General features: G+C 70.0%; 22 protein-coding genes. 8 read left to right on the forward strand and 14 right to left on the reverse strand.

Features of this window, described 5'->3' with window-relative positions; genetic code table 11:
- A partial coding sequence (locus AX685_RS13200) for a helicase-related protein (RefSeq protein WP_269450490.1) occupies positions 1–1,717 on the reverse strand: 1,717 nt, incomplete at its 3' end.
- Between the two features lie 188 nt (positions 1,718–1,905).
- On the opposite strand from AX685_RS13200, the gene AX685_RS13205 reads away from it, so the two are divergent.
- Positions 1,906–3,369 carry a M23 family metallopeptidase gene (locus AX685_RS13205; protein ID WP_066489405.1) on the forward strand — a complete coding sequence of 488 codons (1,464 nt, stop codon included), beginning with the start codon at positions 1,906–1,908 and terminating at the stop codon, positions 3,367–3,369.
- A gap of 38 nt (positions 3,370–3,407) precedes the next feature.
- Here the strand turns inward: AX685_RS13205 and AX685_RS13210 are convergent, their stop codons facing one another.
- The 7 genes from AX685_RS13210 to AX685_RS13240 all read right to left on the reverse strand — a co-directional run bounded on the left by AX685_RS13210 (position 3,408) and on the right by AX685_RS13240 (position 10,617).
- Positions 3,408–5,069 (reverse strand): ATP-binding protein, encoded by a 1,662-nt coding sequence (locus tag AX685_RS13210; RefSeq protein ID WP_082740895.1) that lies wholly within the window; start codon positions 5,067–5,069, stop codon positions 3,408–3,410.
- A 73-nt stretch (positions 5,070–5,142) separates the two neighbouring features.
- Positions 5,143–5,913 (reverse strand): TIGR02186 family protein, encoded by a 771-nt coding sequence (locus AX685_RS13215; RefSeq protein ID WP_066489407.1) that lies wholly within the window; start codon positions 5,911–5,913, stop codon positions 5,143–5,145.
- Complete coding sequence (locus tag AX685_RS13220) at positions 5,910–6,824, reverse strand: sulfite exporter TauE/SafE family protein (protein WP_066489408.1); 915 nt, start codon at positions 6,822–6,824, stop codon at positions 5,910–5,912. Before AX685_RS13220 ends, AX685_RS13215 begins: the two co-directional genes overlap by 4 nt.
- Positions 6,825–6,863: 39 nt before the next feature.
- Complete coding sequence (locus AX685_RS13225) at positions 6,864–7,901, reverse strand: hypothetical protein (protein WP_066489410.1); 1,038 nt, start codon at positions 7,899–7,901, stop codon at positions 6,864–6,866.
- Positions 7,898–9,274 carry a glycosyl transferase family protein gene (locus AX685_RS13230; protein WP_331710171.1) on the reverse strand — a complete coding sequence of 459 codons (1,377 nt, stop codon included), beginning with the start codon at positions 9,272–9,274 and terminating at the stop codon, positions 7,898–7,900. Before AX685_RS13230 ends, AX685_RS13225 begins: the two co-directional genes overlap by 4 nt.
- Positions 9,275–9,498: 224 nt before the next feature.
- Positions 9,499–10,014 carry an RcnB family protein gene (locus AX685_RS13235; RefSeq protein WP_066489412.1) on the reverse strand — a complete coding sequence of 172 codons (516 nt, stop codon included), beginning with the start codon at positions 10,012–10,014 and terminating at the stop codon, positions 9,499–9,501.
- Positions 10,015–10,140: 126 nt separating this feature from the next.
- The gene (locus AX685_RS13240) at positions 10,141–10,617 is read right to left on the reverse strand and encodes an outer membrane protein assembly factor BamE (protein ID WP_082740897.1); all 477 of its coding nucleotides are present in this window, start codon (positions 10,615–10,617) and stop codon (positions 10,141–10,143) included.
- A 128-nt stretch (positions 10,618–10,745) separates the two neighbouring features.
- On the opposite strand from AX685_RS13240, the gene AX685_RS13245 reads away from it, so the two are divergent.
- Both AX685_RS13245 and AX685_RS13250 read left to right on the forward strand, forming a co-directional pair.
- Complete coding sequence (locus tag AX685_RS13245; protein WP_273336706.1) at positions 10,746–11,261, forward strand: ubiquinol-cytochrome C chaperone family protein; 516 nt, start codon at positions 10,746–10,748, stop codon at positions 11,259–11,261.
- Positions 11,258–11,800 carry a YceD family protein gene (locus AX685_RS13250; protein ID WP_066489415.1) on the forward strand — a complete coding sequence of 181 codons (543 nt, stop codon included), beginning with the start codon at positions 11,258–11,260 and terminating at the stop codon, positions 11,798–11,800. The genes AX685_RS13245 and AX685_RS13250 overlap by 4 nt, the downstream gene beginning before the upstream one ends.
- On the opposite strand, the gene AX685_RS13255 is transcribed toward AX685_RS13250, so the two are convergent.
- Positions 11,797–12,204 carry a DUF1489 family protein gene (locus tag AX685_RS13255; RefSeq protein WP_066489443.1) on the reverse strand — a complete coding sequence of 136 codons (408 nt, stop codon included), beginning with the start codon at positions 12,202–12,204 and terminating at the stop codon, positions 11,797–11,799. The two genes, AX685_RS13250 and AX685_RS13255, sit on opposite strands and share 4 nt — an antisense overlap.
- 17 nt (positions 12,205–12,221) lie before the next feature.
- Entirely contained in the window at positions 12,222–13,628 is a 1,407-nt protein-coding gene (mgtE, locus tag AX685_RS13260; protein WP_066489418.1) for a magnesium transporter, read from the reverse strand.
- Positions 13,629–13,739: 111 nt separating this feature from the next.
- Between mgtE and AX685_RS13265 the strand changes: the two genes are divergently transcribed.
- The gene (locus AX685_RS13265; protein WP_066489421.1) at positions 13,740–14,198 is read left to right on the forward strand and encodes a peptidylprolyl isomerase; all 459 of its coding nucleotides are present in this window, start codon (positions 13,740–13,742) and stop codon (positions 14,196–14,198) included.
- A gap of 469 nt (positions 14,199–14,667) precedes the next feature.
- On the opposite strand, the gene AX685_RS13270 is transcribed toward AX685_RS13265, so the two are convergent.
- Positions 14,668–15,552, reverse strand: a complete 885-nt coding sequence (locus AX685_RS13270; RefSeq protein WP_066489424.1) for a LysR substrate-binding domain-containing protein — start codon at positions 15,550–15,552, stop codon at positions 14,668–14,670.
- A gap of 308 nt (positions 15,553–15,860) precedes the next feature.
- Here AX685_RS13270 and AX685_RS13275 point away from each other — a divergent pair, with 308 nt between their 5' ends.
- Complete coding sequence (locus AX685_RS13275) at positions 15,861–18,155, forward strand: CDC48 family AAA ATPase (RefSeq protein ID WP_066489427.1); 2,295 nt, start codon at positions 15,861–15,863, stop codon at positions 18,153–18,155.
- A gap of 108 nt (positions 18,156–18,263) precedes the next feature.
- Here the strand turns inward: AX685_RS13275 and AX685_RS13280 are convergent, their stop codons facing one another.
- Positions 18,264–19,547, reverse strand: coding sequence for an MFS transporter (locus AX685_RS13280; RefSeq protein ID WP_231738863.1), 1,284 nt, complete (start codon positions 19,545–19,547; stop codon positions 18,264–18,266).
- Positions 19,548–19,746: 199 nt separating this feature from the next.
- On the opposite strand from AX685_RS13280, the gene AX685_RS13285 reads away from it, so the two are divergent.
- Complete coding sequence (locus AX685_RS13285) at positions 19,747–20,361, forward strand: class I SAM-dependent methyltransferase (protein WP_066489430.1); 615 nt, start codon at positions 19,747–19,749, stop codon at positions 20,359–20,361.
- A 167-nt stretch (positions 20,362–20,528) separates the two neighbouring features.
- Here AX685_RS13285 and AX685_RS13290 read toward each other — a convergent pair whose 3' ends face one another.
- Positions 20,529–21,155: a TetR/AcrR family transcriptional regulator gene (locus tag AX685_RS13290; protein ID WP_066489432.1), complete on the reverse strand. Its 627-nt coding sequence runs from the start codon at positions 21,153–21,155 to the stop codon at positions 20,529–20,531.
- A 327-nt stretch (positions 21,156–21,482) separates the two neighbouring features.
- Between AX685_RS13290 and AX685_RS13295 the strand changes: the two genes are divergently transcribed.
- Both AX685_RS13295 and AX685_RS13300 read left to right on the forward strand, forming a co-directional pair.
- The gene (locus AX685_RS13295) at positions 21,483–23,543 is read left to right on the forward strand and encodes a TonB-dependent receptor (protein ID WP_231738860.1); all 2,061 of its coding nucleotides are present in this window, start codon (positions 21,483–21,485) and stop codon (positions 23,541–23,543) included.
- A gap of 138 nt (positions 23,544–23,681) precedes the next feature.
- A complete protein-coding gene (locus AX685_RS13300) occupies positions 23,682–24,938 on the forward strand; it encodes a spinster family MFS transporter (RefSeq protein ID WP_066489435.1) in 1,257 nt (418 codons plus the stop codon).
- 92 nt (positions 24,939–25,030) lie between these two features.
- Here AX685_RS13300 and AX685_RS13305 read toward each other — a convergent pair.
- Positions 25,031–26,555: peptide chain release factor 3 (locus AX685_RS13305; protein WP_082740901.1), on the reverse strand; the 1,525-nt coding region annotated here is incomplete at its 5' end.

Below are 26,555 nucleotides of genomic sequence, written 5' to 3' on the forward strand. Positions count from 1 at the left end.
CCGCCAGTCCCTGCGACAGGATCGCGCCGTCTTCCGCCAGCGCGAAGCCGTTGTCCTGCGCCGCGATCAGCGTTTCGGCGCGGCGCCGCCGCTCCCCCACCAGCCGCTTCTCGGCGGTAGCCAGCAACAGGCGCTTGTCGGCGGCATTGGCATCGGGTGCGACCAGGAAACGAAAGCCCTCCAGCCTGCCGATCGGGTGGGTGTCGATCGTCACCTCGCCCCCGGCATCGATCTCGACCGGCAGCGCCCCCGCCCCGCCACCGATCTTGCGCGCCAAGGCGGTCGTCCGCTTGTCGACGAACCGCTGTGTCAGCCCGGCGTGGAGCGCATCGGACAGGCGCTCCTCGATCGCCAGCGTGCGTGCGGCCCAATGCGCCGGATCGGCGAGCCAGTCGGAACGCTGCGCGATATAGGCCCAGCTGCGGATCGCCGCGATCCGCCCCGCGATCGTCTCGACATCGCCCTCGACGCGGTCGAGCCGCGCGACCTCGTCCGCGAACCATCGGTGCGGGATATGCCCCTGCGCCAGATAGTCGAACACGCGCCCGACAAAGCGCGCATGGGGATCGAGGCCCAGCTTGGCGAAATCGGGGATGCCGCACGCCGCCCACAGCCGCGCGACATTGTCCCCGCGCGCCCGCTCGCGCACGCCGGCCTCCTCGGCCAGCCGCTTCAGCACCTTGACGTCGATCGCCTCGGGCGCAGGGCGCAGCCGTTCGTGATCGGGGCGCCGCGCCAGGCTGGCGATCAGCGCGTCGAGGCTGGACAGGTCCGGCTCGCCCTCGCGCCAGTACAGCCAGTCGAGCTTCGGGAAGCGATGCCCCTCGATCGCGGCGACCTCCTCCGGCTCGAACGCATCCGGCCCCTCGGCGACCAGCGCGCCGAACGTCCCGTCGCGCTGGTGCCGTCCGGCCCGCCCGGCGATCTGCGCCATTTCCGCCACCGTCAGCCGACGGCGCTGATAGCCGTCGAACTTGGTCAGTCCGGCGAAGGCGACATGCCCGACGTCGAGGTTCAACCCCATGCCGATCGCGTCGGTCGCGACCAGGTAATCGACCTCGCCCGCCTGGAACATCGCGACCTGTGCATTGCGGGTGCGCGGCGACAGCGCCCCCATCACCACCGCCGCCCCGCCGCGCAACCGCCGCAGCATCTCCGCGGTGGCATAGACTTCCTCTGCGGAGAAGGCGCCGACCGCGGAGCGGCGCGGCAATCGCGACAGCTTCTTCGCACCGGCATAGCTGAGCGTCGAGAAGCGTGGCCGCTCGACGATCTCGACGCCGGGGATCAGCGCGCGCAGCACCGGGCGCAGCGCCTCCGACCCCAGGATCATCGTCTCCTCGCGCCCCCGCGCGCGCAGCAACCGGTCGGTGAAGACGTGCCCGCGCTCGCGGTCCGCGCCCAGTTGCGCCTCGTCCAGCGCGACGAACGCGACGTCGCGCTGCAGCGGCATGCTTTCGGCGGTGCACAGGAACCAGCGCGCGTCGGGCGGGACGATCCGCTCCTCCCCGGTGATCAGCGCCACCCGCTCGCGCCCCTTGATCGCGACGACGCGGTCATAGACCTCACGCGCCAGCAGGCGCAGCGGGAAGCCGATCATCCCGCTGGAATGCGCGCACATCCGCTCGATCGCGAGATGCGTCTTGCCGGTGTTGGTCGGCCCCAGCACGGCGGTGACGCGCGGGCGATCGTGAAGCGTCATGACGATGGTGTACATCGGGTGTCGGCGCGCGCGATGCAATCACTGTCGTACATGCCGCGCGACTCGGCGCGGCACGCCCACGCTTGGGCGCAGGCGCGCGCGCCAAGTCACCGGGTTAATTTGACTTTAGCCTTTGGCGTCCACAACGCTCCCCACCTCACGCCGGGGGGTGTCGGCGTTCGTACAAAGGGGCTGACGCGGGCGTGTTCCTACGCGAGCAACAGGGTTGGGAGTTTGCCGGCGGCGCGGGGACGCGCGCGTTCGGACGGCAATTGGTCCCGCTCGCGGACCGCAGCCTGTCCGACCGCCTGCGCCTCGCCGCCGCCCATACCGACTGGACGCCCGACCTGGGGCAGCGGATCGGCAGCCGCGACTGGTGGCGCGGGCTGGCGACCTGCACCGCGCTGTGCGCGGGCGCGTGGATGCTGTCGCCCGGCTGGCACCCGATCATGGGCTATGCCGCTCCGGTCGAAAGCGGCGCCGCGTTCGAGGAGACCCGCACCCAGTCGATCGCACCGATCGCGCTGGGCGCCACCACCGGCCGCCGGATGGCCGCCGGGGCGCTGGTCCGCCCGCTCGCCGAAACCCCCGAACGCCCGCAGGTGGAACTGACCGCCGCGCTTGCCGATGGCGATACGCTGCGCAACGCATTGCAGCGCGCCGGCGTCGGCGGCGGCGAGGCGGGGCGCGTCGCCGATCTGGTCGCCGGCGCGGTGAAGCTGGACGATATCCGCCCCGGCACCGTCCTGTCGCTGACGCTGGGACGGCGCGCGACGCGGTTCCAGCCGCGGCCGCTGGAACAGCTGGCGTTCCGCGCCGCCTTCGACCTCAACCTGACGATCCGCCGCAGCGGCGACGACCTGTCGCTCGACCGGCGGCCGATCGCGATCGACCGTACCCCGTTGCGCGTGCGCGGGATCGTCGGCCCCAGCCTGTACCGCTCGGCGCGCGCCGCGGGCGTGCCCGCGCGAATCGTCGAAGGCTATATCAAGGCGCTGGCCGCGCGTATGCCGATCGGCGACGTGCGCGCGTCCGACACGTTCGAGATTGTCGCCGACCAGGCGCGCGCCGCGACCGGCGAGGTGGAGGTCGGCCAGCTGCAATATGCCGGGCTGGACCAGGGGCGGCGCAAGCTCCAGCTGGTCCGCTGGGGCGATCGCGACGGATCGGGCGGCAGTTTCCAGGATGCCGACGGCCAGTACGAACAGCGCGGCGGCATGGGGATGCCGGTCGCGGGCCGGGTCACCTCCACCTTCGGGATGCGGATGCACCCGCTGCTCGGCTTCATGCGGATGCACAAGGGCATGGATATCGCTGCCCCCTATGGCAGCCCGATCTATGCCGCGATCGACGGGGTGGTGCAGTTCGCCGGCCGATCGGGCGGCTACGGCAATTTCGTCAAGCTCGCGCACACCGGGGGCCTGGCCACCGGCTATGGCCATATGAGCCGGATCGCAGTGGGCCCGGGCGCGCATGTGCGGCGTGGCCAGGTGATCGGCTATGTCGGATCGACCGGCATCTCCACCGGCCCGCACCTCCACTGGGAAGTCTGGAAAAACGGCCGACCGGTCAACCCGCGCTCGCTGTCGCTGTCGAGCGTCCAGGTGCTGTCGCGCGAGACGATGCGCGCGATGAAGGCGAAGATCGGGCGGCTGCTGGGTCGCTGACCGGCCCGGTCCCGGGCGGGGCGCGAACGTCGATCCGTCTAGCGGCCCAGCCGCCATCGCTGGATGGTGCGCGCGATGCTCTGATCCTCGCCCCCCTGTTCGCGCCACAGCTCCGAGAAGATCGGGTCGGCGGATGCCGGACGCTGATCCTCGTCCAGCGTGTCGAACGAGGCGCGGATCGGGATCGACACGCCCTCGCCGCAGATGATGCATTCGCGGTTGCGCAGCGCCGGCAGCGTGTCGAGGAAACCGCGCGCCCCCTCCGGCATCGCCGCGCGCACGAACGCCTGGTCGCGTTCGTTGTTGAGCCGCATCGCGATGATCGTGCCGCATTGCGACAGCACGCCTTCGGCCAGATCGGACGGCCGCTGCGTCACCAGACCCAGCGAGACGCCATATTTGCGCCCCTCCTTCGCGATGCGACCCAGGATACGCGATACCGAACTGCCCGCCTCGCGATCGGAGGGGACGTAGCGGTGCGCCTCCTCGCACATCAGCAGGACGGGGCGGCGCGGTTCGTTGCGCGACCAGATCGCGAAGTCGAACACCATCCGGCTCAGCACCGCGACCACCACCGACGTCACCTCGCTGGGGACGCCGGACAGGTCGATGATCGAGATCGGTCGGCCATCACCGGGCAGGCGGAACACGCGGCTGACGAACGCCGCCATCGAATCGGCCACCAGCATCCCCGCGAACATGAACGCGTAGCGCGGGTCGCCCTTGATCTCGTCCAGCTTGTTCTTGATCCGCAGATAGGGCGCGACGTCGCCCGCGCGGTCCATCTTGCCCATTTCCTGTTGCAGGATCTGCGACAGGTCGCTCAGCAGATAGGGGACCGGCGCGTCGACGGTCAGCTTGGGAATGTCCTGTCCCAGCCGGCCCTTGGCGCGCGCGGCGAGCAGGCACTTGGCCAGGATGTCCGTTTCCAGCTGCCGGTCGGGGCCGCTCGACTGGAGCAGCACCTCGCAATGCTCCTCGAAATTCATCAGCCAGTACGGCATCTGCAGGTTCGACACGTCGAGCAATTCGCCGCGCCCGCGGAACGCGGCGCCATATTCGCCGTGCGGGTCGATCATGACGATGTGCGCTTCCGGCGCGCTGTCGCACAAGCGATGCAGGATCAGCGCCGCCGCGGTCGACTTGCCGGTGCCGGTCGAGCCGAGGAGCGCGAAATGCTTGCCGAGCAGCGGATCGACGAACAGCGACGCGCGCACGTCGCGCGTGGGATAAACGCGGCCGATGGTGATGACGGGCTTGTCGCTGACCGCATAGACCTGTCGCAGATCCTCCTCCGTCATCGGATAGGCTTCGTCCCCCGGCATCGGATAGCGGGTCACACCGCGCCGGAAGCCGCGCAGGCCGTCGCCGGCGGCATCCACCTGCGCCTCACCCATGAAATCGATCCGTGCGACGATCCGGTCCGTGCGGCCTTCCGACAGGCCGAGCGAGCGGACGCTGGCGACCAGCCAGCGATCGTCGACGCGCACCTTCACTTGCCCGCCCATTTGCCCCGCGGCGGCGACGATCGGATCGTGATGGCCCGCCAGCGGCGCGAGCGCCGCCACATCGAACACCAGTTCGCTGCCCGCGCCGCCGACGCCGGAGACATAGCCGATCGGCTCGGACGTGGGCGCGCAGGCGCCGAAAGCGGCCTGGATCGCGCTGTGGAAACTGCCGGTGGCGGACAGGTCGTTCAAACGGGCTTCTCGCACGATGGCCGATGATTGCGCCGATGGTTACCGGGAAACGGTTAACGTACGGTGCAGCCGATCACGTCCGCACGGCGATCCGCCCCGCGGCCCAGCCCAGCAGCACCGACAGCGCTACCGCGAACAGTCCGTAGAGGATCGCGTGACGATCCGCCGCCTGCGCCACGAACCGTTCGAACCCGGATTTGCGGATGTCGATGTCACGCACCGCCGCCGCCAGCACGCGCCCGTCGCGGATCAGGAAGGTTTCCGCGGTGAACCGTCCGACGGGAACGCGCGCGGGGATCGACACGCGCGCGCGGTACAACACGCCGTCGGTGATCTCCACCGCGCCCGGCGCCTCGTAGAACAGCCCTGCGCGACGGCGCAGATCGACCAGCCCACGCGTGAAGCGGTCCTGCACCGCGGACGGTTCGGCCGAGGCGGGGGACAATTGGAGGCTGTCGAGCCCGAGTTCATAGATGGCGCGGGTGCGCGCATCGACCACCTGGTCGAGCGGGCGCGACGAGGCGACCGCGTAGAACGACGGCGCCGAGCGATAGCGCAGCCGCCCGGCATTGACCCAGATGCCCGCCACCTTTTCCTTTTCCCGGATCACGATCGACTGGGTCGGCCCCTTCACGACGATCACCACGTCGGTCGGGGCATCGTTCCGGGGCGAACGTCCGCCGGGATCGAGAACGGCGCCGAACAGCAGCAGCTCGGCGCCGGTGAAGCTGTAGGCAATGTCGATGTTGCGCTGGGACACGTCGGGAACCAGCACCGGCTTGGCCTGCGCGGTCAGCAGCGGTGCCGCCAGCGCCAGCCCCGCGGCGAACACCGCACGCCTCACGACAGCTCCACCGAATAGATGTCGTCGGGGCGCCAGCCCAGTCCCAGCCCGATCCGGAACGCCACCGCCAGCACCATCAGCGCCAGCGCGAGGCGCAGATATTCGGGCTTCGCACGCGCCGCGAACCGCGCGCCGACCTGCGCGCCCACCACCGACCCCACCAGCAGCAGCCCGGCCAGCACGATATCGACCGCCTTGGTCGTGGTGGCGTGGACCATCGTGGCGGCGGCGGTCACGAACAGGATCTGGAACAGGCTGGTCCCGACGACGACCTGCGTCGACATGCCCAGCAGGAAGATCATCGCGGGCACCAGCACGAAGCCGCCGCCCACCCCCAGCAGGATCGTCAGGATGCCGGTCGCAAAGCCCAGCAGCAGCGGCGCGAGCGGCGAGATGTACAGGCCCGAGGCGTAGAAGCGCATCCGGAACGGCAGCGCCGCGACCAGCGGGTGGTGCCGCCGGCGGCGCGGCGGCGGGGCGCGGCGGCCGCGCGCCACCGCGATCGCCCCCACCGCCTCGCGCAGCATCAGCAGCCCGATGGTGCCGAGCAGCAGGACGTAGGTGATCGCGATCGTCGTATCGATCTGCCCCCATTGCTGAAGCAGCCGGAAGAGCCAGGCGCCGAACAGCGACCCCAGCACGCCGCCGGCCACCAGCACCCCGCCCATCACGGTGTCCACCCCGCCGCGGCGGAAATGCGCGAACACGCCCGAGACGCTGGCGCCGGTCACCTGCGACGCCGCCGACGCGGCGGCGACGGTCGGCGGAATGCCGTAGACGATCAGCAGCGGCGTCGTCAGGAATCCGCCGCCGACGCCGAACATGCCCGACAATAGCCCGACGCCGGCCCCGAGCGCGATCATCACCCAGGCGTTCACCGACAGGTTCGCGATCGGCAGGTAGATGTCCATCGTGCGCCCGTCGCTAGCGAATTCGCGCGCTGCGCGCCATCAGAAGTCGGTGCCGATCGACAGCGCCGGGCCGGACACGGGCCGCGCATCGCCCGCGATCCGCTGGCGCCAGTCGAACGAGACGCGCAGCGCGCGGGTGCCAAGCGGCAGCGTGATCGCGGCGGAGGGGCCGATGTCCAGCCGCGCGGCACCGCGCTGCGCCGCGCCCCATGCGCCGATCCCCAGATCGAGCGCGATGCCGCCGCTGGCGCCGGCCACCGGGCGCGCCACGCGCAGCGCGCCGTCGGCATAGCCCTCCCCGCCGCCGCGCGCGATCACCCCAGCCTGTCCGTAACCGTCGAGGCGGAAACCGAGCGCGAGCGGCTGGTCGCCGACCCCGCCGACCGCCCCCAGCGCGAACCCGCCGGCGGTGCGCGCGATGCCGATGCGGCGTTCGGCGACCAACCGCAGCGGGCTGCCGCGCAGGCGCCATTCCACGCCGATCGCCGCTTCCTGCTGGCGGGTGGACAAGGCGCCGGCGATGCGGCCGGCGATCGCCAGTCCGCCGTGATCGTCGAGCGCATAGGCGATGCGCGCGCCCGCCTGGCTGCCGCCCAGTTGCGGCGTCGCGACGCCGCCCGGCTGCCGCCCGCCGCGTGCGACCGCCCAGAGGCTCGCCGACCAGCGGCCCGGCCCGGCGGGCGGCGGCTCGGCATTGCCGTAACGGACCAGCCCCAGCATCGCGAGCGTATGTGCGTCGGGGCGCGGCCCGTGATCGTGGGCCGGCGAAGCCGGAGGCGGCATGCGATACAGCTCCGGCGGCTGCCGCATCGCCAGTCTGGCGGGATGGCCGCGGAGCGCCAGCGGTGGGATCGCGCGAGTCGTCGGCCATTGCGGCAGCGGATCGCCCGCGATCGCCAGCGTGGTGCGCCGGGCGTACCGGTCGGCGATCTCCAGCGCGGCGGGCGCAGCGGGCGGGCGCGGTTCTTCCCGCCGCGCGACGACCGGCGGGGCGGGCCAGACGCACCAGATGCGTATCGCCACCCAGCCGCCCAGCACCACCGCCAGGAACCGCAGCGGCCGCCCGCCGCGCCTCACGCGCGATCCGGCAGGATGGCGGGAAAACGATGCGCCGTCTTGTCCCAGTGCGGCGGTGCCCCCCACAATAGCTGCCAATATTGGGCGAGTGCGCGCCGCGCCGCCATCATCGCGATCATATTGGCCGCCACCACGCGCGGGATGGCGCCGATCCCTTCGCGCCAGCCATGGTCCGCCGCGGTCAGCCGTACACGCATCCACAACCGCCACGTCAACAGCCCGGCATTGACGATCAGCAGCGCGCGCAGCCCCGCCGCGGCCACCGGCGCCGCATCGCCGCGCCAGACATGCGCCGCGACCGATATCGCTTCCCCCGCCAGCGTGGCATAAGCCGCGAGCAGGACGAGTGCCGCAAGGAGCCCGCGCCGGTCGCGCATCCGCATCCACAGTTCGGCCGGGCGGCGCTGCTGGCCCCAGCCGATCCGGTCCCAGCCCGCCAGCGCGATTCCCGTCAGCCAGCGCGCCTTCTGCCGGACCGCGGCATCGGCCGTGTCGGGGAAATAGGCGCGCGTCGCGACCAGCGGCCCGCCCGCGCGCTCGCGCCAGCGCGCGAAACACGCGCCCAGTCCCATCGCCCCGACGCGCAGCCCCAGTTCGTAATCCTCGGTCAGGCTTTGCGCCTCGAACGGCGCACCGTCGCGCATCGCCGTCAGCCGATCCAGCGCGTCGCGCCGGATCGCGCAGCCGACCCCGGCGAGCGGCAACGCCGCCCCCAGTGCGGCCCGCGCCGGCAGGTCGCGGGAATGGGCGCCGGCAAATTCGTCCGCATAATGGCCCGACACCAGCCGGGTGCGCGGGTCGATCAACGGCACGACCGGCACCTGCACCAGTGCGGCGGTGCGCAGGTGGTGATCGAAAACGCGCAACTCGGCGGGATGCACGACGTCCTCGGCATCGTGGAGCACGATCGCATCGGTAGGCCGCCCGGCCGCCGCGTCGTGCGCGACCAGCGCGCGCCACAGGCTGTTGAGGCAATCGGCCTTGGTGGTCGGACCGGGCACGGGGTTGAGCACCAGCCGCACGCGCACGTCCTGCGCGGCGACGGCCTGCACCGCCGCGATGGTCTCGCCATCATTGGGATAACAGCCGACGCACAGCGTGTAATCGGGATGATCGTAACGGGCGAGCGCAGCGCGCAGCATCGCGCCGATGACCCGCGCCTCGTCCCACGCCGGGATGAACACCGCCAGCCGCAACGGTGGCGCGGACGGCAGGTCGGCAAGCAGCGGATCGGGGCGGCGATGCCAGCGCCACACGATATCCACCGCCAGATCGTCCAGCCCACCGATCAGGATCATCACGCCCGCGAACAGCGCCACTTCCGCCAGCGCCGCGTCGAGCAGCGCCAGGGCCGCGACCGCCATCTCCGTCATGATTCCCCCGTGCAGCCCCCTTGCACGGCGATCATCCTTACGCGGGTGTGGCCGATCCGCAACGCCTTTCGCACAAGGTGACGTCGACGCGCGGAGACGCGAACCAAAGGCGAAACGAGGCGTTAAGCGCCCCGGTCCCTTTCCCCCTTTCGGGACCGGTGCCGACCCCAAGCCGGTACCGGCCGCGTCGCCGCGTGTTGGCGGCGCGGCCGAACCGTGCCGGCCTACCAGTAGAAGCCGCGGATCACGTCCAGCACGATACCGCGGCGGTAATCGACCAACAGGGCATCGTCATAGTGGCGGACCCAGCGCGCGGTGCGCGGCGCGGCGGGCAGGCGATACCGCCACGGATCGGCGATGACGTAGCGCGTGCCGTAATAGGCCGGGGCGATCCGAACGCCGGGGCGGAACGGCTGGTAACGGAACGGCGCGCGCCAATTGCCGCGGGCATAGAGCGGGCGGTTGGCGTCGTGCCAGCGCCGCCAGTCGTCGCGGCGCCAGTCGCGCTGCCATTCGCGGCGATCGCGAAGATCCTCGCGATATTCGCGCCGCGCATCGCGCAGGTCGCCACGCTGCTCGCGCACGCCGCGCCAGTCGCCGCGCGCATAGGCCCGGTCCAGCTGGCGCTGTTCGCGGTGGATGTCCTGTCGGTCGCGGTACAGCTCGGCACGCGACTGGGCGAAGGCCGCTCCGGGCACCAGGGTCGCGGCGATCAGCGCCGCAGTCATCAGCTTACGCATCACATACCTCCGTTCACGACGACGGCGTGTCGCTGCCACCGTTGCAGGAGGGCTACACCGCGCCGGCTGAACGCTGCGGGAATGGTCGCGTCAGCGAAACGACAGCTTCGCAGCGCCGACGCCGGATCAGTTCGGCCCGGTCGGCCCGCGCCCGCTCGGCCCGCCAGCACCCGCACCCGGCGCACCGACCGTGCCGATGTTGCCGAACAGATCCTGGAAGAAGCCGCGCTTGCGGCCCAGCGTCGGCGTCGTCTTGCTGTCAGGCTTGATCGTGGCGACCTGGTCCATCCCGGACTTGCGTACCGCGGTGACGTTGCCGGCCTGGTCGAAGCTGATCTGCAGCGTCAGCTGCTCCTTCGGCTTGGGCGGATTGAACGCCAGATTGCGGCTATCGCGCGCGATATAATACCAATCGCCCTGGTTGAACTGCGCCGCGAAGCTGGGCGTGCCCAGCGTCGCGAGCACCGACTGGCGATTGTCCACACCCGGCTGGATCGCGTTCACCAGATCGGCATCAACGATATAGCCCTGGTGCGAGCGGAGCGGGGTGCAGCCCGCGGCGGCGACGCCGGCGAGAAGCGTCAGGACGAGAAGGGGGCGCATCGATACTCCGCTCAACAGGCGATCGGCCGCGGGGGTCCGGTGCGGGGCACATGGACTTTGCGGCCGTCCGCCTCAATATGCCGCCCGAACCGGCGAGACAAGCACGCCGCGATACAGGATGGACGCATTTGGGTTGGTGGCAACGAATAACCGGCGGGCGCGGCGACCAGCAGGCGGCGCTGCCGCTGTACGATGCGGTGGTGGCGCGCGCGCGCCAGCCGCACTGGTATCTGGCCGGGCACGTCCCCGACACGCTGGACGGGCGGTTCGACATGGTCGCGGCGGTGCTGTCGATGGTGCTGCTGCGGCTGGAGGCGGAACCGGCGGGCGCGACGCCGACCGCACAGCTGACGGAGCGGTTCATCGAGGACATGGACGCGCAGGTCCGCCAGATCGGCTTCGGCGACATGGTGGTGGGCAAGCATGTCGGGCGGATGATGGGGATGCTGGGCGGGCGGCTGGGCGCGTATCGCGACGGTCTGGCGGGCACGGCCGACATGGATGCGGCGCTGGTGCGCAACCTGTACCGTGGCGAGGCGCCGCCCGCCGAAGCGGTGGCGCATGTGCGTGACGGGCTGGCGGCGCTGCGCCGCGCGCTGGACGAGGTGTCGATCGACGCGATGATGCGGGGGGAACTGCCGTGACGCCGGAATTTTCGCGTATCGAGCGGCTCGATACGATCGGCGGCGACGAGCGGGTGGTGTCGATCGTCGCCGACGAAGCCGAGCGCGCGGCGCTGGCGGCGCGGTTCGGGCTGGTGGCGATCGAGCGGTTGGAGGCGCGGCTGGCGATCCGGCGCGGGTCCGCCGGGATCGACGTGCACGGCACCGTCGCGGCGGCGGTGGTGCAGGCATGTTCGGTGACGGGCGACCCGCTGCCCGCGACGATCGACGAGCCGGTCGCGCTGCGCTTCGTCGAGCCGGCGGCGGCGGGGGACGAGATCGCGCTGGACGAGGTTGAGCTGGACGGGGACGCGCTCGACATCGTCGAGATCGAGGGCGGCGGAATCGACCTGGGCGAGGCGGCGGCGGAGACGATGGCACTGGCGCTCGATCCCTTTCCGCGCAGCCCGCGCGCCGCCGCGGTGCTGAAGGAAGCGGGCGTCGTCAGCGAGGAGGAGGCCGGGCCGTTCGGTGCGCTGTCCGGACTGAAGGCGAAGCTGGCCGGCGGGGAGACAGGCTAGATCAGCGCCAGGTCGCTGAGCCGGCCGATCAGCGCGAGCGGCATCGCGGCGAGGCTGTCGCTCGCCTCCCCGCCCAGGTCGCCCGGCGCGTCCGCCGCCTCCAGATAGCGCCAGCCCTGATGCGCGCGCTTCGGGCGGGACTGGACCAGCCGCAGCGCCGGATCGATGTGGATCGCGACGCGCCCGCCCTCTGCCTCTCCGAACGCCAGGATCGGGGAGCGCGCCACCAGCGTGTGCTTGATGATCCAGAACAGCGAGCCTTGCCCGGCGATCTCCTCATGCCGCTTGGGCAGGTAGCGCGTGGTCAGGAACACCGGGCCGTCGGCGGCGCGCGCGGCGAGCCGCTGGCCCAGAAGGTCGACGCTGGCCGCGCCGAAGGCGACCTTGGTTAGGTGAAGCGGCATCGTCGCGCCGATGTGGGTCAGCCCCCCAGCCCCCACAAGGTCGCCAGACCGAGGAACGACAGGAAGCCCATGACGTCGGTGATCGTCGTGACGAACACCGCCGACGACACCGCCGGATCGACGTTCGCCTTGTCCAGCGCGACCGGCACGATCACCCCGACCAGCCCGGCGACGACGCTGTTGATCATCATCGCCAGCGCGAACACCACCGACAGACCGCCATGGCCGAGCAGCACGTAGCTGCCCGTCGCCCCCACGGCGGCGAGCGCGAGGCCGTTGCAGATCGCGACGCGGAATTCGCGCAGCAGCATCCGCAGCGTGTTCGAACTGGTCAGCTGGTTGGTGGCGAGTGCGCGGACCATCACCGCCAGCGTCTGCGTCCCCGCATTGCCGCCCAGCGCCGAGACGATCGGCATCAGCGCGGCGAGCAGCGCGAAGCGCGCGATCTCGCCCTGGAACAGCCCGACCACCGAGGCCGACAGGATCGTCGCGCCCAGGTTGACGATGAGCCACGCGACGCGCGTGCGCACCGTCACCGCGATCGGTTCGTTGATGTCGCCGTCGCCCGCACCGGCGAGCCGCAGCGTATCCTCGCCCGCTTCCTCCTGGATGATGTGGACGATGTCGTCGACGGTGATCATGCCCACCAGCCGCCCCGCGGCATCGGTGACCGCGGCGGAGATCAGCGCATATTTCTGGAAGCGCAGCGCGACCTCTTCCTGATCCATGTCGACCGGGATCAGCGTCTGTTCACGCTTCATCACGTCGCCCACCGGGATGCTGCGGGGGGTGCGAAGGATCCACGACAGCGCGCAGGTGCCGATCGGGCGATGCCCAGGATCGACGACGAAGATCTCCCAGAAATCGGTGGTCAGTTCCTCGTCGCCGCGCAGATAGTCGAGGACGTCGCCGACCGTCCAATGTTCGGGCACCGCGACCAGATCGCGCTGCATCAGGCGGCCGGCGGATTCCTCCGGATAGGACAGCGCCTCCTCGATCGCGGCGCGATCGTCCGGCTCCATCGCGCGCAGGACCTCGCGCTGGTCCTCCGGCTCCATGTCCTCGATGATCGCGACGGCATCGTCGGTATCGAGTTCGCTGGCGATGTCCGCGACCTGCCGCGCGTCGAGCGCGTCGATCAGCGCCTCGCGGACGTAATCGTTCATCTCCGCGAACACGTCGGCATCGACGAGGTCGGCGATCGCGGCGGCCAGGTCCTTGCGCCGGTCCTCCGGCGTCAGTTCGAACAGGTCGGCGATGTCGGCGGGGTGGAGCGGCTCCACCAGCGCGCGCGCCGCTTCGGCATCGCCGTCCTCGACCGCGTCGAGCACCGCGGTGACGAATTCGGGCTTCAGCCGGTCATCCTCGTCCAGCCGGGTGTCGTCGGCCGGGTCCAGCGTATCGGGAAGATCGGTGTCGGTCATGGTCCGCCTCCCGGAACGTTAACGGCGCCGCCCCTAGCGCGGCGGCTGCGCATTTGCCAGCCGCGCCCGGCATCACTACGTGCGCGCCCAAGCAAACGTAAAGGATTCCCCATGGCCGATACCTATTCGACGCTGACGATGACGCTCGACGGCGGCGACGTCACGATCAAGCTGCGCCCCGACCTGGCGCCCAACCACGTCCAGCGCATCGCCGAACTGGCGAACGAGGGCTTCTACGACGGCGTGCCGTTCCATCGCGTCATCCCCGGCTTCATGGCGCAGGGCGGCGACGGCGGAAACCACAACGGCACCGGCGGTTCGTCGAAGCCCAACCTGAAGCAGGAGTTCAACAAGGAGCCGCATGTGCGCGGCGTGTGCTCGATGGCGCGCACGATGGACCCGAACAGCGCCAATTCGCAGTTCTTCATCTGCTTCGACGACGCGCGCTTCCTCGACGGCCAGTATACCGTGTGGGGCGAAGTGACCGAGGGCATGGAGTTGATCGACGCGCTGCCCAAGGGCGAGCCGCCCGCGAACCCGGGCAAGATCGTCACGATGAAGGCGCAGTGACGTGCGGCGGCGGGGCGCGGGCGATATCGCCCGCCCCCCGTCGCGCACGCCGAATGTTGCGAATGTTGAGCCGCTGGCGGGGTAAATCGCCGTCCGGCGGCGCGTCGTGTCGCCGGGGTGGCGCGTCACGGGAGCGTGGGGGTCGCATCATCCTGCCGCGCAGGCTGCGCGATGTTGGCGGGTGTAGGACAGGGGGCGGCACGGTTCGCCGGAGAAGCGAGACGGTCGCGAAAGGACAAGGCGATTCGTGCCCCTCTTCGGGAAATCCCAGCCTTCGCTGGGATGACGTGTGGAGCGCCAGCGGGCGCTCGAGCCGCGCGCCCATCGATCCGATCGGCATTCAGGCATGTGACCCATCCATACTGAGGAGAGGCTGAGCCTGCCGAGGCCTCGTCCCAAAGCACCCTTCGAGACGCCGTTTCGGCAAGCTCAACAGCTCCTCAGGGCGAACGGGGCGAATGTTGCCCCCTCAATCCTCGCGCAGGGTGCGGATCAGCCAGTCGCGGAACAGCCGCACCGGCTTGGTCTGCAGCGCGCGCGGGCGGCAGGCGAACCAGTAGCTGTACGGGCTGGTCACCTGGAAATCGAACAGCTTCACCAGTCGCGAATCGTTGGCGTCGTGGAAATGGCTTTCGTGCATGAACGCCACGCCCAGCCCCTGCGCCGCGGCTTCCAGCATCAGCGCGCCCGAATCGAAATAATCGATCGCCGCCGGCTCGATCGCGGTCAGCCCGGCGGCGTGGCGCCAGGCGACGAACGTGTCGATCATCTCGCGGTGGAGCAGCACGGTATGCCGCGCGAGTTGCTCAGGGGCGACCAGCGGGTCCGGCCCCTCCACCAGCCGTCGCGCCGCGATCGGATAGACCATGTTGCGGTCTAGCCGTTCGGCATGGAGCGTGGGGTCGATGTCGCGCGCCAGCACGATCACCGCGTCCAGCCCCTCCCCCAGCCGCGCGATCGCGTTGCTGCCGGTGTCGATATCGAGATGCAGTTCCGGGTGTGCGGCGCGCAATTCGCCCAGCCGCGGGAACAGCCGTTGCGAGGCGTAGAGCGGCAGCACGCCGAGCCGCAGCCGCAGTACCTCCGTCCCGCTGGTCATCGATTCGATCGCGTCGGACAGCCCGTCCAGCGCCGGGGCGATCGCCGACAGCAGCCGGTCGCCGTCGGCATTGGGCACCATCGCCTGGTGCCGGCGATCGAACAGCGGGCGCGCCAGGAAGCGTTCGAGCGTCTGGATCCGGCGGCTGAGCGCGGGCGGGGAGAGCGCCAATTCCTGCGCCGCCGCCTTGATCGAGCCAAGCCGCGCCACGGCCACGAAGGCTTCGATCGCGGTCAGGGGCGGGAGGCGGCGCATCGATCATCCAACCTGGGTTATGTGCGCCGCATCATGCAAGTGAAACGTTCACATACGAGCGCGATCGTTGATTGATTGCACTTTATGCAATCGTGCGCAACGTTTTTCGCATTTGCACATCGCGATGCTGCGCTGCACATAGGGCGGGCCTTTCAGGCATCCTCTCCTATAAAACTTTCACGGGCCGGCCCTTCGGGGCTGGCCCTTTTTTTCGGCGCGCGCACCGGCCCGCGCGGCGCGCGCCCTCGCAATCGGGAACCCGGCCCCTATCTCCTGCGCTCGACCGCGAGCCGCACGAAAGGGACCCAATGGCCGACGCCGACGAACGCACGATCAAGCTGCAGGTCGCCAATGCCCGGCCCGAGGACAGCGGCCGCGGGATCGCGCACCTGCCGCGGTCGGTGATGGCGGCGCTGGGGCTGGGCGACGGTGACGTGGTGGAGATCGTCGGCAAGAAGACCACGCCGGCGCGCGCGGTCGGCCCCTATGCCGAGGACGAGGGGCTGGAGTTGCTGCGCATCGACGGGTTGCAGCGCGCCAACGCCGGGGTCGGATCGGGCGATTTCGTCGAGGTGCGGCGCGTCGAGAGCAAGGCCGCGACGCGCGTCGTCTTCGCGCCGGCGCAGCAGAACCTGCGGTTGCAGGGATCGACCAACGCGCTGAAGCGCACCTTCTTCGGGCGGCCGCTGTGCGCGGGCGACGTCGTCGCGACCGCCGGGCACCAGCGCGTGCAGAACATGCCGCCGGGCATGGAGCGGTTCGTCAACGCGCCCGCCTATGCGCTGCAGGAAATCCGCCTGACGGTGGTGTCGGCCAGCCCCAAGGGCGTCGTCCATATCGACGAGCATACCGACGTCGAGCTGCGCCCCGAATATGAGGAGCCGGACGCCGCGCGGCGCGCCGACGTCACCTATGACGATATCGGCGGGATGGCGACGACGATCGACCAGCTGCGCGAAATGGTCGAGCTGCCGCTGCGCTACCCCGAATTGTTCGAGCGGCTGGGCGTCGAGCCGCCCAAGGGCGTGTTGCTGCACGGCCCGCCCGGCACCGGCAAGACGCGGCTGGCGCGCGCGGTGGCGAACGAATCGGATGCGCAATTCTTCCTCATCAACGGGCCGGAGATCATGGGATCGGCCTATGGCGAGAGCGAGCAGCGGCTGCGGCAGGTGTTCGAGGAAGCGACCAAGGCCGCGCCGTCGATCGTGTTCATCGACGAGATCGATTCGATCGCGCCCAAGCGCGGGCAGGTGTCGGGCGAGGCCGAGAAGCGGCTGGTCGCGCAGCTGCTGACGCTGATGGACGGGCTGGAGGCGCGCGCCAATCTGGTGGTGATCGCGGCGACCAACCGGCCGGAGGCGATCGACGAGGCGCTGCGCCGGCCGGGGCGGTTCGACCGCGAGATCGTCGTCGGCGTCCCCGACGAGCGCGGGCGGCGCGAGATCCTGGGCATCCACACTCGCGGGATGCCGCTGGGCGAGCGGGTCGACCTGGACGAGCTGGCGCGCACGACCTTCGGCTTCGTCGGCGCGGACCTGTCGGCGCTGACGCGCGAGGCGGCGATCGAGACGGTGCGGCGGATGATGCCGCGGCTGAACCTGGAGGACCGCACGATCCCGACCGAAGTGCTGGAGACGCTGGCGGTCACGCGCGAGGATTTCATGGAGGCGTTGAAGCGCGTCCAGCCGAGCGCGATGCGCGAGGTGATGGTGCAGGCGCCGACGACGCAGTGGAGCGACGTCGGCGGGCTGGACGATGCGCAGATGCGGCTGAAGGAAGGCGTCGAGCTGCCGCTGAAGGACCCCGATGCGTTCCGCCGGCTGGGCATCCGCCCGGCCAAGGGCTTCCTGCTGTACGGGCCGCCTGGCACGGGCAAGACGCTGCTCGCCAAGGCGGTGGCGCGCGAGGCGCAGGCCAATTTCATCGCCACCAAGTCGAGCGACCTCTTGTCCAAATGGTATGGCGAGAGCGAGCAGCAGATCAGCCGTCTGTTCGCGCGCGCGCGGCAGGTGGCGCCGACGGTGATCTTCATCGACGAGCTCGATTCGCTGGTGCCCGCGCGCGGTGGCGGGCTGGGCGAGCCGCAGGTGACCGAGCGGGTGGTCAACACCATCCTGGCGGAGATGGACGGGCTGGAGGAACTCCAGTCGGTGGTGGTGATCGGCGCGACCAACCGGCCCAATCTGGTCGATCCCGCGCTGCTGCGCCCGGGGCGGTTCGACGAGCTGATCTATGTCGGCGTGCCGAGCGCGGAGGGGCGGCGGCGCATCCTGGCGATCCAGACGCAGAAGATGCCGCTCGCCGACGATGTCGACCTCGACGCGATCGCGGCGCGGGCGGAGCGGTTCACCGGCGCGGACCTGGAGGATGTGGTGCGGCGCGCCGGGTTGATCGCGCTGCGCGAATCGCTCCAGACGCGGGAAGTGCGGCACGAGCATTTCGAACGCGCGCTGGCCGAAAGCCGCGCGAGCGTGACGCCCGAGGTGGAGCGCGAATACGAACAGATGGCCGCGCGGCTGAAGCAGGAAGCGAATGCGATCCAGCCGATCGGCTTCATCGCGCCGGGCCAGCTATCGCCGCGCGGGCCGAAGGGGAGCGACTGACCGGCTGACCTGATCCGTCGCCCCGGCCCGGGCTGTGGCTTTTCGCGGTTGATCGTGCGCGCATCGCGGAAGATCCCAGCCTGCGCTGGGATGACGTCCAGGTCGGCGCTACACCACCGGGTCGTCATAGGCGGCGACGGTGGGGGCGGCGTCGCGCAGCGCGGCCCAGCACCAGACGAACAGCACCAGGCACGCCAGCCCGGCGGTCAGATAAGGCAGCGGGTGCCACAATTCGTAGAGGCCGACGCCGATCGACGGGCCGAGCACGAAGCTGGCGCCGTTGATGCTGGTGACCTTGCCCGCGACCGACCCCTGCGCCTCCGGCCCGACCGCCAGGCTGGACCCGGCGGTGAAGCCGGGCCGCGTGAAGCCGAACCCCAGGCTGGCGAGCGCATAGGCGGTGGCGATGCCGTACAGCGACGGCGCGAGGCCCGTCAGCGCGGTGCCCGCCGCCGCCAGCACCAGCCCGACCAGCACCAGCGCGCGCGGTTTCAGGTTGAGCAGCGGGATCAGCCCCCATTGTGCGAGCAGCGCCGCGCCCGCCCCCATCATCAGCACGATCCCGGTCGATTCCAGCGCCATGCGCGGCGGCAGCCCCAGCCGGTCGATGACCAGGAAACCGATCGCCTGCCCGGTCATCGCCTGTGCATGGCCCATCACCAGACCGGCCGCCATCCAGGTGCGGATGCGCGGATCGAGATAGCCGACGCGCGTCCCCGGCGGGGCGATCGCAGCCTGCACGCTGGCGCCGGACGACTGCCCGCCGATCGAGGGATAGGCGTTGACCGCGCCATGCGCCTCTGCGGTCAGCCCGCGATCGTCTGGCAGCATCCGCCGCACCGTCACGAAGATGACGAGGCCGAAGGCGGCAAAGACGAAGGCGGGTCCGGCCAGCCCGACCTCCACCGTACCGACATGCCCCAGCAGCAGGTAGGGCGCGACCGCCGGCCCGAGGATGGTCCCCAGCCCGAAGGCGGAGGCCAGCAGGGTCAGCGCGCGCGTCCGCTCCTCCCGCGTGGTGTTGCCGGCGACCAGCGCCTGTACCGCGGGCGGCGCGGCGGACCCGAAGGTGCCGTAGATCAGCCGCCCGGCGATGAAGAGCAGGAACGCGGTGGTCCCGCCGATCCAGCCGTTGATCCCCGCCGCCAGGAACAGGCCGCACAGCAGCAGGCTGATGCAGAAGCCACCCAGCCCCAGCAGGATCATCAGCCGCCGCCCGTGCCGGTCCGACCGGTTCGCCCAGAAGGGCGCGGCGAGCACCCACAAGAGCGCCGACACCGAAAAGGCCGCCGCCACCGCCGAATCCTTGACCCCCAGGGATCGCCCCAGCGCGGGCAGCACCGATTGCAGCGCGGTATTGCCCGCCGCGATCGTCAGCATGACGAGGAACATCAGCCCGAAGGTGGATTCGACACCGCGCCGCACCGGCCTTCCCCTCTCCATCTGTACCGTTCGTCGTGTCCTTATCCCGATTAGGCGCTTGGGGGCCGCGCGCAACCCCGCTATGGCAACCGGGTCGCTTGCAGCGCGTTCGTCATGAAGGTGTCGTGGAAACGTCACCGATCAGGGTTCAGGAGTCCGATCTTTCGACATGGCTAGTTCGACCAACGCCATCCGGCGCAGCCGCCGCAACGCCGCCGGCGTGCCCAGTCCGTGGCAGATGTTCTTTTCGGGGTTTCTGAAGCACCCCGTGATGGTCGGATCGATCATCCCGTCGTCCGACCGGCTGATCGCCAAGATGCTCGGCCCGGTGGACTGGGCGAACACCAAGCTGTTCGTCGAATACGGCCCGGGCGTCGGCACCTTCTGCCGCCCGATCCTGGAGAAGATGGCGCCCGACGCGATGCTGATCGCGATCGACACCAACCCGGATTTCATCCGCTACCTCGACCATACGATCACCGATCCGCGCTTCGTCGCGGTCCACGGGTCGGCGGCGGACGTCGAGCGGATCGTCGCCGAACACGGGCATGAGGCAGCCGACTACGTTCTGTCGGGCCTGCCCTTCTCCACGCTGCCGGACGGCGTCGGGCCGCAGATCGCCGCGGCGACGCAGCGCGTGCTGCGCCCCGGCGGCGCGTTCCTGGTCTATCAGTTCAGCCCGAGGGTGCGCGACTTCATCGCGCCGCATTTCGAGCGGATCGACCATGACATGGAATGGTGGAACGTGCCGCCGGCGCAGCTGTACTGGGGCTGGAAGGACTAGGTCGGACCGACATCCGGCGGTCCGAATTCGACCGGCCGTCATCCCGGCGCAGGCCGGGATCTCCCGGAGAAAGCAGGAGGCAGGAGCCGCGTGAGGCGCCAGCCTTCGCTGGGGCGACGGCTACGGTCAGGCGGCCTTCACTGAACCGCCACCAGCATCTCCGCTCTTCAATCGTGACGCGCCAGTCCCTTCGCCAGCATCGCGGCGATCGTGTCGGCGATCGCGGCGGGGTCTTCCTCGGCAGACCAGATGCCGTAGCGCAGCCCCAGGAACACGTTCATCCCCATGATCGCCCAGGCGTGTACCTCGCCGATGTCGGCGATCACCTCGCCACGGTCGGCGGCGCGGCGCAGGCGGGCGGCGATGCGGTCGGCGGTGGTGGCATAGTGGCGGCGGAAGCTGTCGGGGTCGACGAATTCGGATTCGTCGATGATCCGGTAGATTTCCTTGTGCGCGCGCGCGAATTCCAGAAAGCCGAGCAGACCGGCGCGTTCCGCCGCGATCTGGTCCGGCGCGGCGCCGATCGCGGGGGCGACATGATCGCGCACGCGGTTCGACATGTCCGCCACCAGCGCGCGGAACACCGCATCCTTGCTGTCGAACCAGGTGTAGAAGCTGCCCAGCGCCACCCCGGCGCGGCGGGTGATCCCGCTGATCGAGGCGTCGTGGAAGCCGCGTTCGCCGAATTCGGCCGCCGCCGCATCGAGGATCGCGCGCTGCGTGCGTCGCCCGCGTTCGGTGCGCGGCACCTTGTCGCCACTGTCCGCGTCCGTCGCGGCCCGCCGATCGCTCATCGCACCCCTCCCGATCCGGCGCCTACATGATCGCATCATGAAAGTTGAAAGCCGGTTCAAGTTTCAGTATAGCGTGATCGACGTGCCGGCAACCCGCTAGAGGGATCGGCCAACAAAGGGGAGGAAGGCGATGCGCCGCACCACGACGACCGTTCGATCGATCCTGCTGCTGGGCAGCGCGCTGGCCGCGATACCCGCCGCCGCGCAGACCACATCCTCCACCGCGCCCCCTCCACCGAAACCGCGCCGACCCCCGAAACCGCCACCGCCGCCAGCGAGGAGACGGGCGAGAACATCGTCGTCACCGCGCGCCGCCGCGAGGAAAGCGTGATCGACGTGCCGATCGCGATGTCGGTCGTCTCGGGCGACCTGCTGGAGAAGCAGGGCGCGGTCGATATCACCGCCTTGCAGGACAAGACGCCGAACCTGACGCTGCAGATCGCGCGCGGCTCCAACTCCACGCTGATCGCGTTCAGCCGCGGCGTCGGCCAGCAGGACCCGCTGTGGGGGTTCGAACCGGGCGTCGGCCTGTACATCGACGACGTCTATGTCGCGCGGCCGCAGGGCGCGGTACTCGATATCTTCGACGTGGAGCGGGTGGAGGTGCTGCGCGGGCCGCAGGGCACGTTGTACGGCCGCAACACGATCGGCGGCGCGATCAAATACGTCACCAAGCGGCTGGGCCACGACGTGTCGGGCATGGTGCGCGGGTCGTACGGTTCGTACAACCAGTTCGACCTGGTCGGGCAGATCGCGCTGCCGATCACCGACACGCTGTCGATCGGCGCGGCGGTGGCGCGGTACAAGCGTGACGGGTTCGGGACCAACCTGACCACCGGCGCGGACCAGTATGACAAGGACGTGATCGCGGCGCGCGTGTCCGCCGAATGGTCGCCGACCGACGCGATCTTCGTGCGGCTGGCGGGCGACCGCACGCTCGACAAGTCGAACCCGCGCCACGGCACCCGGCTGGTCGGCAACGGCGGCGACCCGCGCTACGCCCCCACCGCCAGCGTGTACGATACGCGCGCCGGGATCGGCGACAACAACCGCGTGCTGGCGCAGGGGCTGTCGCTGACCGGCGAGTTCGGCCTGTCCGACACGCTGACCTTCAAGACGATCAGCGCGTATCGCGACGGCCAGACCGACACGGTGATCGATTTCGACAATACCGCGCTGCCGACGCTGGACGTGCCCGCCTATTACGAGGACTGGCAGTTCACGCAGGAATTGCAGCTGCTGTTCCAGGGCAGCCGCGTGCAGGGGGTGTTCGGCCTCTATTACCTCGACGCGCGCGCATCCGGCGCGTTCGACACGGTGCTGGGGCTGCTCAACACCACCACGCTGACGTCGGGGTCGGTCAAGACCAAGAGCTATGCCGCGTTCGGCGACTTCAGCGTCGACGTGACCGACCAGCTGAAGGTGTCGGCGGGACTGCGCTACACCAAGGACGACAAGACCGGCACCGTCTTCCGTCGCAACTACACCGGCATCCGCTCGCCGCGGTTCGGCAATGCCGCGGCGGTGCCGGGCCTGATCCGCACCGATTACACCAATAGCCGCAGCTTCGATCAGGTCACGCCGCGCATCTCGATCAGCTATGAGCCGCGCCGCGACCTCAACCTCTATGCCTCATGGGGCAAGGGGTTCAAATCGGGCGGGTTCGACATGCGCGGCGACGCGGTGTTCACCCCCACCACGGTCAACGGCTACGATCCGGAGAAGATCAGCAGCTACGAACTGGGGTTGAAGGGCGCGTTCCTGGACCGCACCCTGTTCCTGAACCTGGCGGGCTATTATTCGCGCTACACCGACCAGCAGGTGACGATTCAGGTCCCCAACGTCGCCGGCGGCATCGCCAGCTTCGTCGACAATGCGGGCAAGGCCGACATCTACGGCGTCGAGATTGAGGCGCGCGCGGTACCGTCGCGCTGGTTCTCGGCACAGGCGTCGTTCGGGTACACCCATGCCAAGTATCTGGAATTCCTGACCTTCATCAACGGCGGGACGACGCCGGTGGACGTCGCCAACCAGCGCGTGTTCCAGAACACGCCGCGCTTCACCGCCGCGGCATCGTTCACCGCGTCGACCGGATTTGCGGGCGGCACCATCTCGATCACGCCCGAAGTGACGCTGCGCAGCGACTATACCTTGTTCGAGATCCCGACCCCGGCGCTGGACCAGGACGGCTATGCGCTGGTCAACGCATCGGCCAACTGGATTTCGGGCGACGGGCATTACCGCGTGGCGATGAACCTCAGGAACCTCGCCGACCAGCGGTACCGGGTGGGCGGGTACAACTTCCCCGGCGCGGTGTTCGGCAATTCGATCATCGGCTATTACGGCCCGCCGCGCACCGCCACCGCGACGTTCGAGGTACGGTTCTGACGAGCGGGGGCGAGGCGCGCGGCACGTCCCGTCACCCCAGCGCAGGCTGGGGTCTCGCCGTAACGACGCGCTTCGCCCGCATCGCGAAAGATCCCGGCCTGCGCCGGGATGACGTTTCGAAGTGCAGGGCAGCGTGAGATGACGTTCGTAGTGGCGACCACCCGTCCCCCCGCCCGCCCCGGCGTCACGCTGGCGATGCTGCTGCTGGTCTACAGCTTCAACTTCCTCGACCGGCAGATCCTGTCGATCCTGGCGCAGCCGGTGAAGGCGGACCTGCGCCTCACCGATGCGCAACTGGGGATGCTGGGCGGGCTGGCGTTCGCGATCCTGTATTCCACGCTGGCGATTCCGCTGGCGCTGCTCGCCGATCGCACCAGCCGTACCTGGGTCATCACCGTCAGCCTGGCGGTGTGGAGCGGATTCACCGCGCTGTGCGGCGCGGCCGGCAGCTTCACGCAGATGTTCCTGTTCCGGCTGGGCGTGGGCGTGGGCGAGGCGGGCGGGGTGGCGCCATCCTATGCGCTGATCGCCGACACGTTCCGCCCCGAATGGCGCGCGCGGGCGCTGGCGATCTATTCGCTGGGCATCCCGCTGGGCGCCGCCGCGGGCGTGCTGCTGGGCGGCTATATCGCCGCGGCGGTGGAGTGGCGCACCGCCTTCTTCGCGGTCGGCATCGCCGGGCTGGCGATCGCGCCGGCGTTCCGCTGGCTGGTGCGCGATCCGCCGCGCGCCGCCGCGACGACGGACCGCGAGCCGATCGGGCGGGTGTTTGCGATCCTGGCGGTGAAACCCGCCTTCTGGCTGCTGGCGTTCGGCGCGGCGGCCGGGTCGATGTGCGGCTATGGCGTCGCCTTCTGGCTGCCCAGCCTGATGATGCGCAGCTACGGGCTGACGTTGGTGGGGACCGGGCAGTTCATCGGTGCGCTACTGCTGAGCGGCGGGGTGGCGGGCATCCTGCTGGGCGGCACGCTGGGCGACCGGCTGGGGGCGCGCGACCGGCGCTGGTACGCGCTGCTGCCAGCACTCTGCTATGTCGCGGGGACGCCGCTGTTCATCGCGGGCGTCCTGACGGGCAGCGCGACCGCCGCCTTCGCGCTGTTCGTGGTGCCGCAGGCGCTGGTCTATGTGTGGCTCGGCCCGGTGCTGACCGCGGTGCAGCATCTGGTGCCCGCGCACATGCGCGCGACCGCATCGGCCAGCTTCCTGCTGATCAACAACCTGATCGGGCTGGGGCTGGGCAGCTGGGTGATCGGGCGATTGTCCGACACGCTGGTGCCGACGTACGGCGCGCAATCGCTGCGCTATGCGATCGCGGCGGGGCTGTGCCTGTACCTGGTCGCCGGCGCGCTGATGGCGCTGGCGAGCCGGCGGCTGGCGCGCGACTGGGTGGCGTAGCGGGGGCGCTCGAAGGACGCCTGACACCTGCCCTTCGAGACGCCGTTTCGGCAGGCTCGACGGCTCCTCAGGGCAAACGGCAGGCGGTCCCGTCAGCGTTCGCGGGTCGCGGCGAAGCGGACCTTGGGATAGCGATCCTGGATGTAGCCGACTTCCCACGCGCTCTTGGCCAGGAACACGGGGTTGCCGTCGCGGTCCTTCGCCATCGCGGCGCGGTTGACGTCGGTGAAATCCTTGAGGTCGGCGGGGTTCTCCGCCGACACCCAGCGCGCGGTGTCGAACGGCGCGGGTTCCAGCGCGGCCGCGACCTTGTATTCGGCGTCGAGGCGCGAGAGCAGCACGTCGAGCTGGAGCTGCCCGACGACGCCGATCACCCAGTTGGAGCCGATTTCGGGGTAGAAGACCTGCGTCACCCCTTCCTCCGCCATGTCGTCCAGCGCCTTGCGCAGCTGCTTGGTCTTGGTGGGATCCTTGAGCGCGACGCGGCGCAGGATCTCCGGCGCGAAATTGGGCAGGCCGGTGAAGCGGATGTCGGCGCGTTCCGACAGCGTGTCGCCCACCCGCAGCGTGCCGTGGTTGGGGATGCCGATGATGTCGCCGGGAAACGCCTCGTCAGCGACCTCGCGGTTCTGCGCGAAGAACAGGATCGGCGAATGGACCGCGATCGGCTTGCCATGACCGGTCGGGGTCAGCTTCATGCCGCGCCGGAACGTGCCCGAACACAACCGCATGAACGCGATCCGGTCGCGGTGCTGCGGGTCCATGTTGGCCTGCACCTTGAAGACGAAGCCGGTCACTTCCTTCTCGTCCGGGGATACCGGCGCCGGCTCGGCGGGCTGCGGGCGCGGCGGGGGCGCATAGTCGGCCAGCGCGGCGATCAGGTCCGCCGGGCCGAAATCCTTGAGCGCGGAACCGAAATAGACCGGCGTCAGATCGCCGTGACGATAGGCTGCCGCGTCGAAGGCGGCATAGCCGGCCTCGGCCAGTTCGATCTCCTCGGCGACGTCGTCGGGCAGCGCGGGATCGGCCTCCACCTTCCCTTGGAAGGTGCGGCTGTCGCCCTCCGGTCGGGTGATCTGGCGCGTCGCGAGGTTCAGGATGCCCTGGAACGTGCCGCCCATGCCGACCGGCCAGGTCATCGGGCAGACGTCGAGCGCGAGCATGTCGGCGATCTCGTCCAGCAGTTCGAACACCGGGCGGCCTTCGCGATCGACCTTGTTGACGAAGGTGATGATCGGGACCGACCGCAGCCGGCACACCTCGAACAGCTTGCGCGTCTGCGGCTCGATGCCCTTGGCCGCGTCGATCACCATGATCGCCGAATCGACCGCGGTCAGCGTGCGGTACGTGTCCTCGCTGAAATCCTCGTGCCCCGGCGTGTCGAGCAGGTTGAAGGTGATGCCGGCATGTTCGAACGTCATCACGCTGGACGTCACCGAAATGCCGCGCTGCTGTTCGATCTTCATCCAGTCCGACCGCGCGCGGCGGTTTGCCCCGCGCGCCTTTACCTCGCCCGCCAGATGGATCGCGCCGCCGAAATACAGCAGCTTTTCGGTCAGTGTCGTCTTGCCCGCGTCGGGGTGGGAAATGATCGCGAAGGTGCGGCGGGGGGAGGTC

Origin of the sequence: Sphingomonas sp. CCH9-F2 (assembly GCF_001556735.1) — a bacterium.
In the GTDB taxonomy this organism is placed as follows: Bacteria; Pseudomonadota; Alphaproteobacteria; order Sphingomonadales; family Sphingomonadaceae; genus Sphingomonas; species Sphingomonas ginsenosidimutans.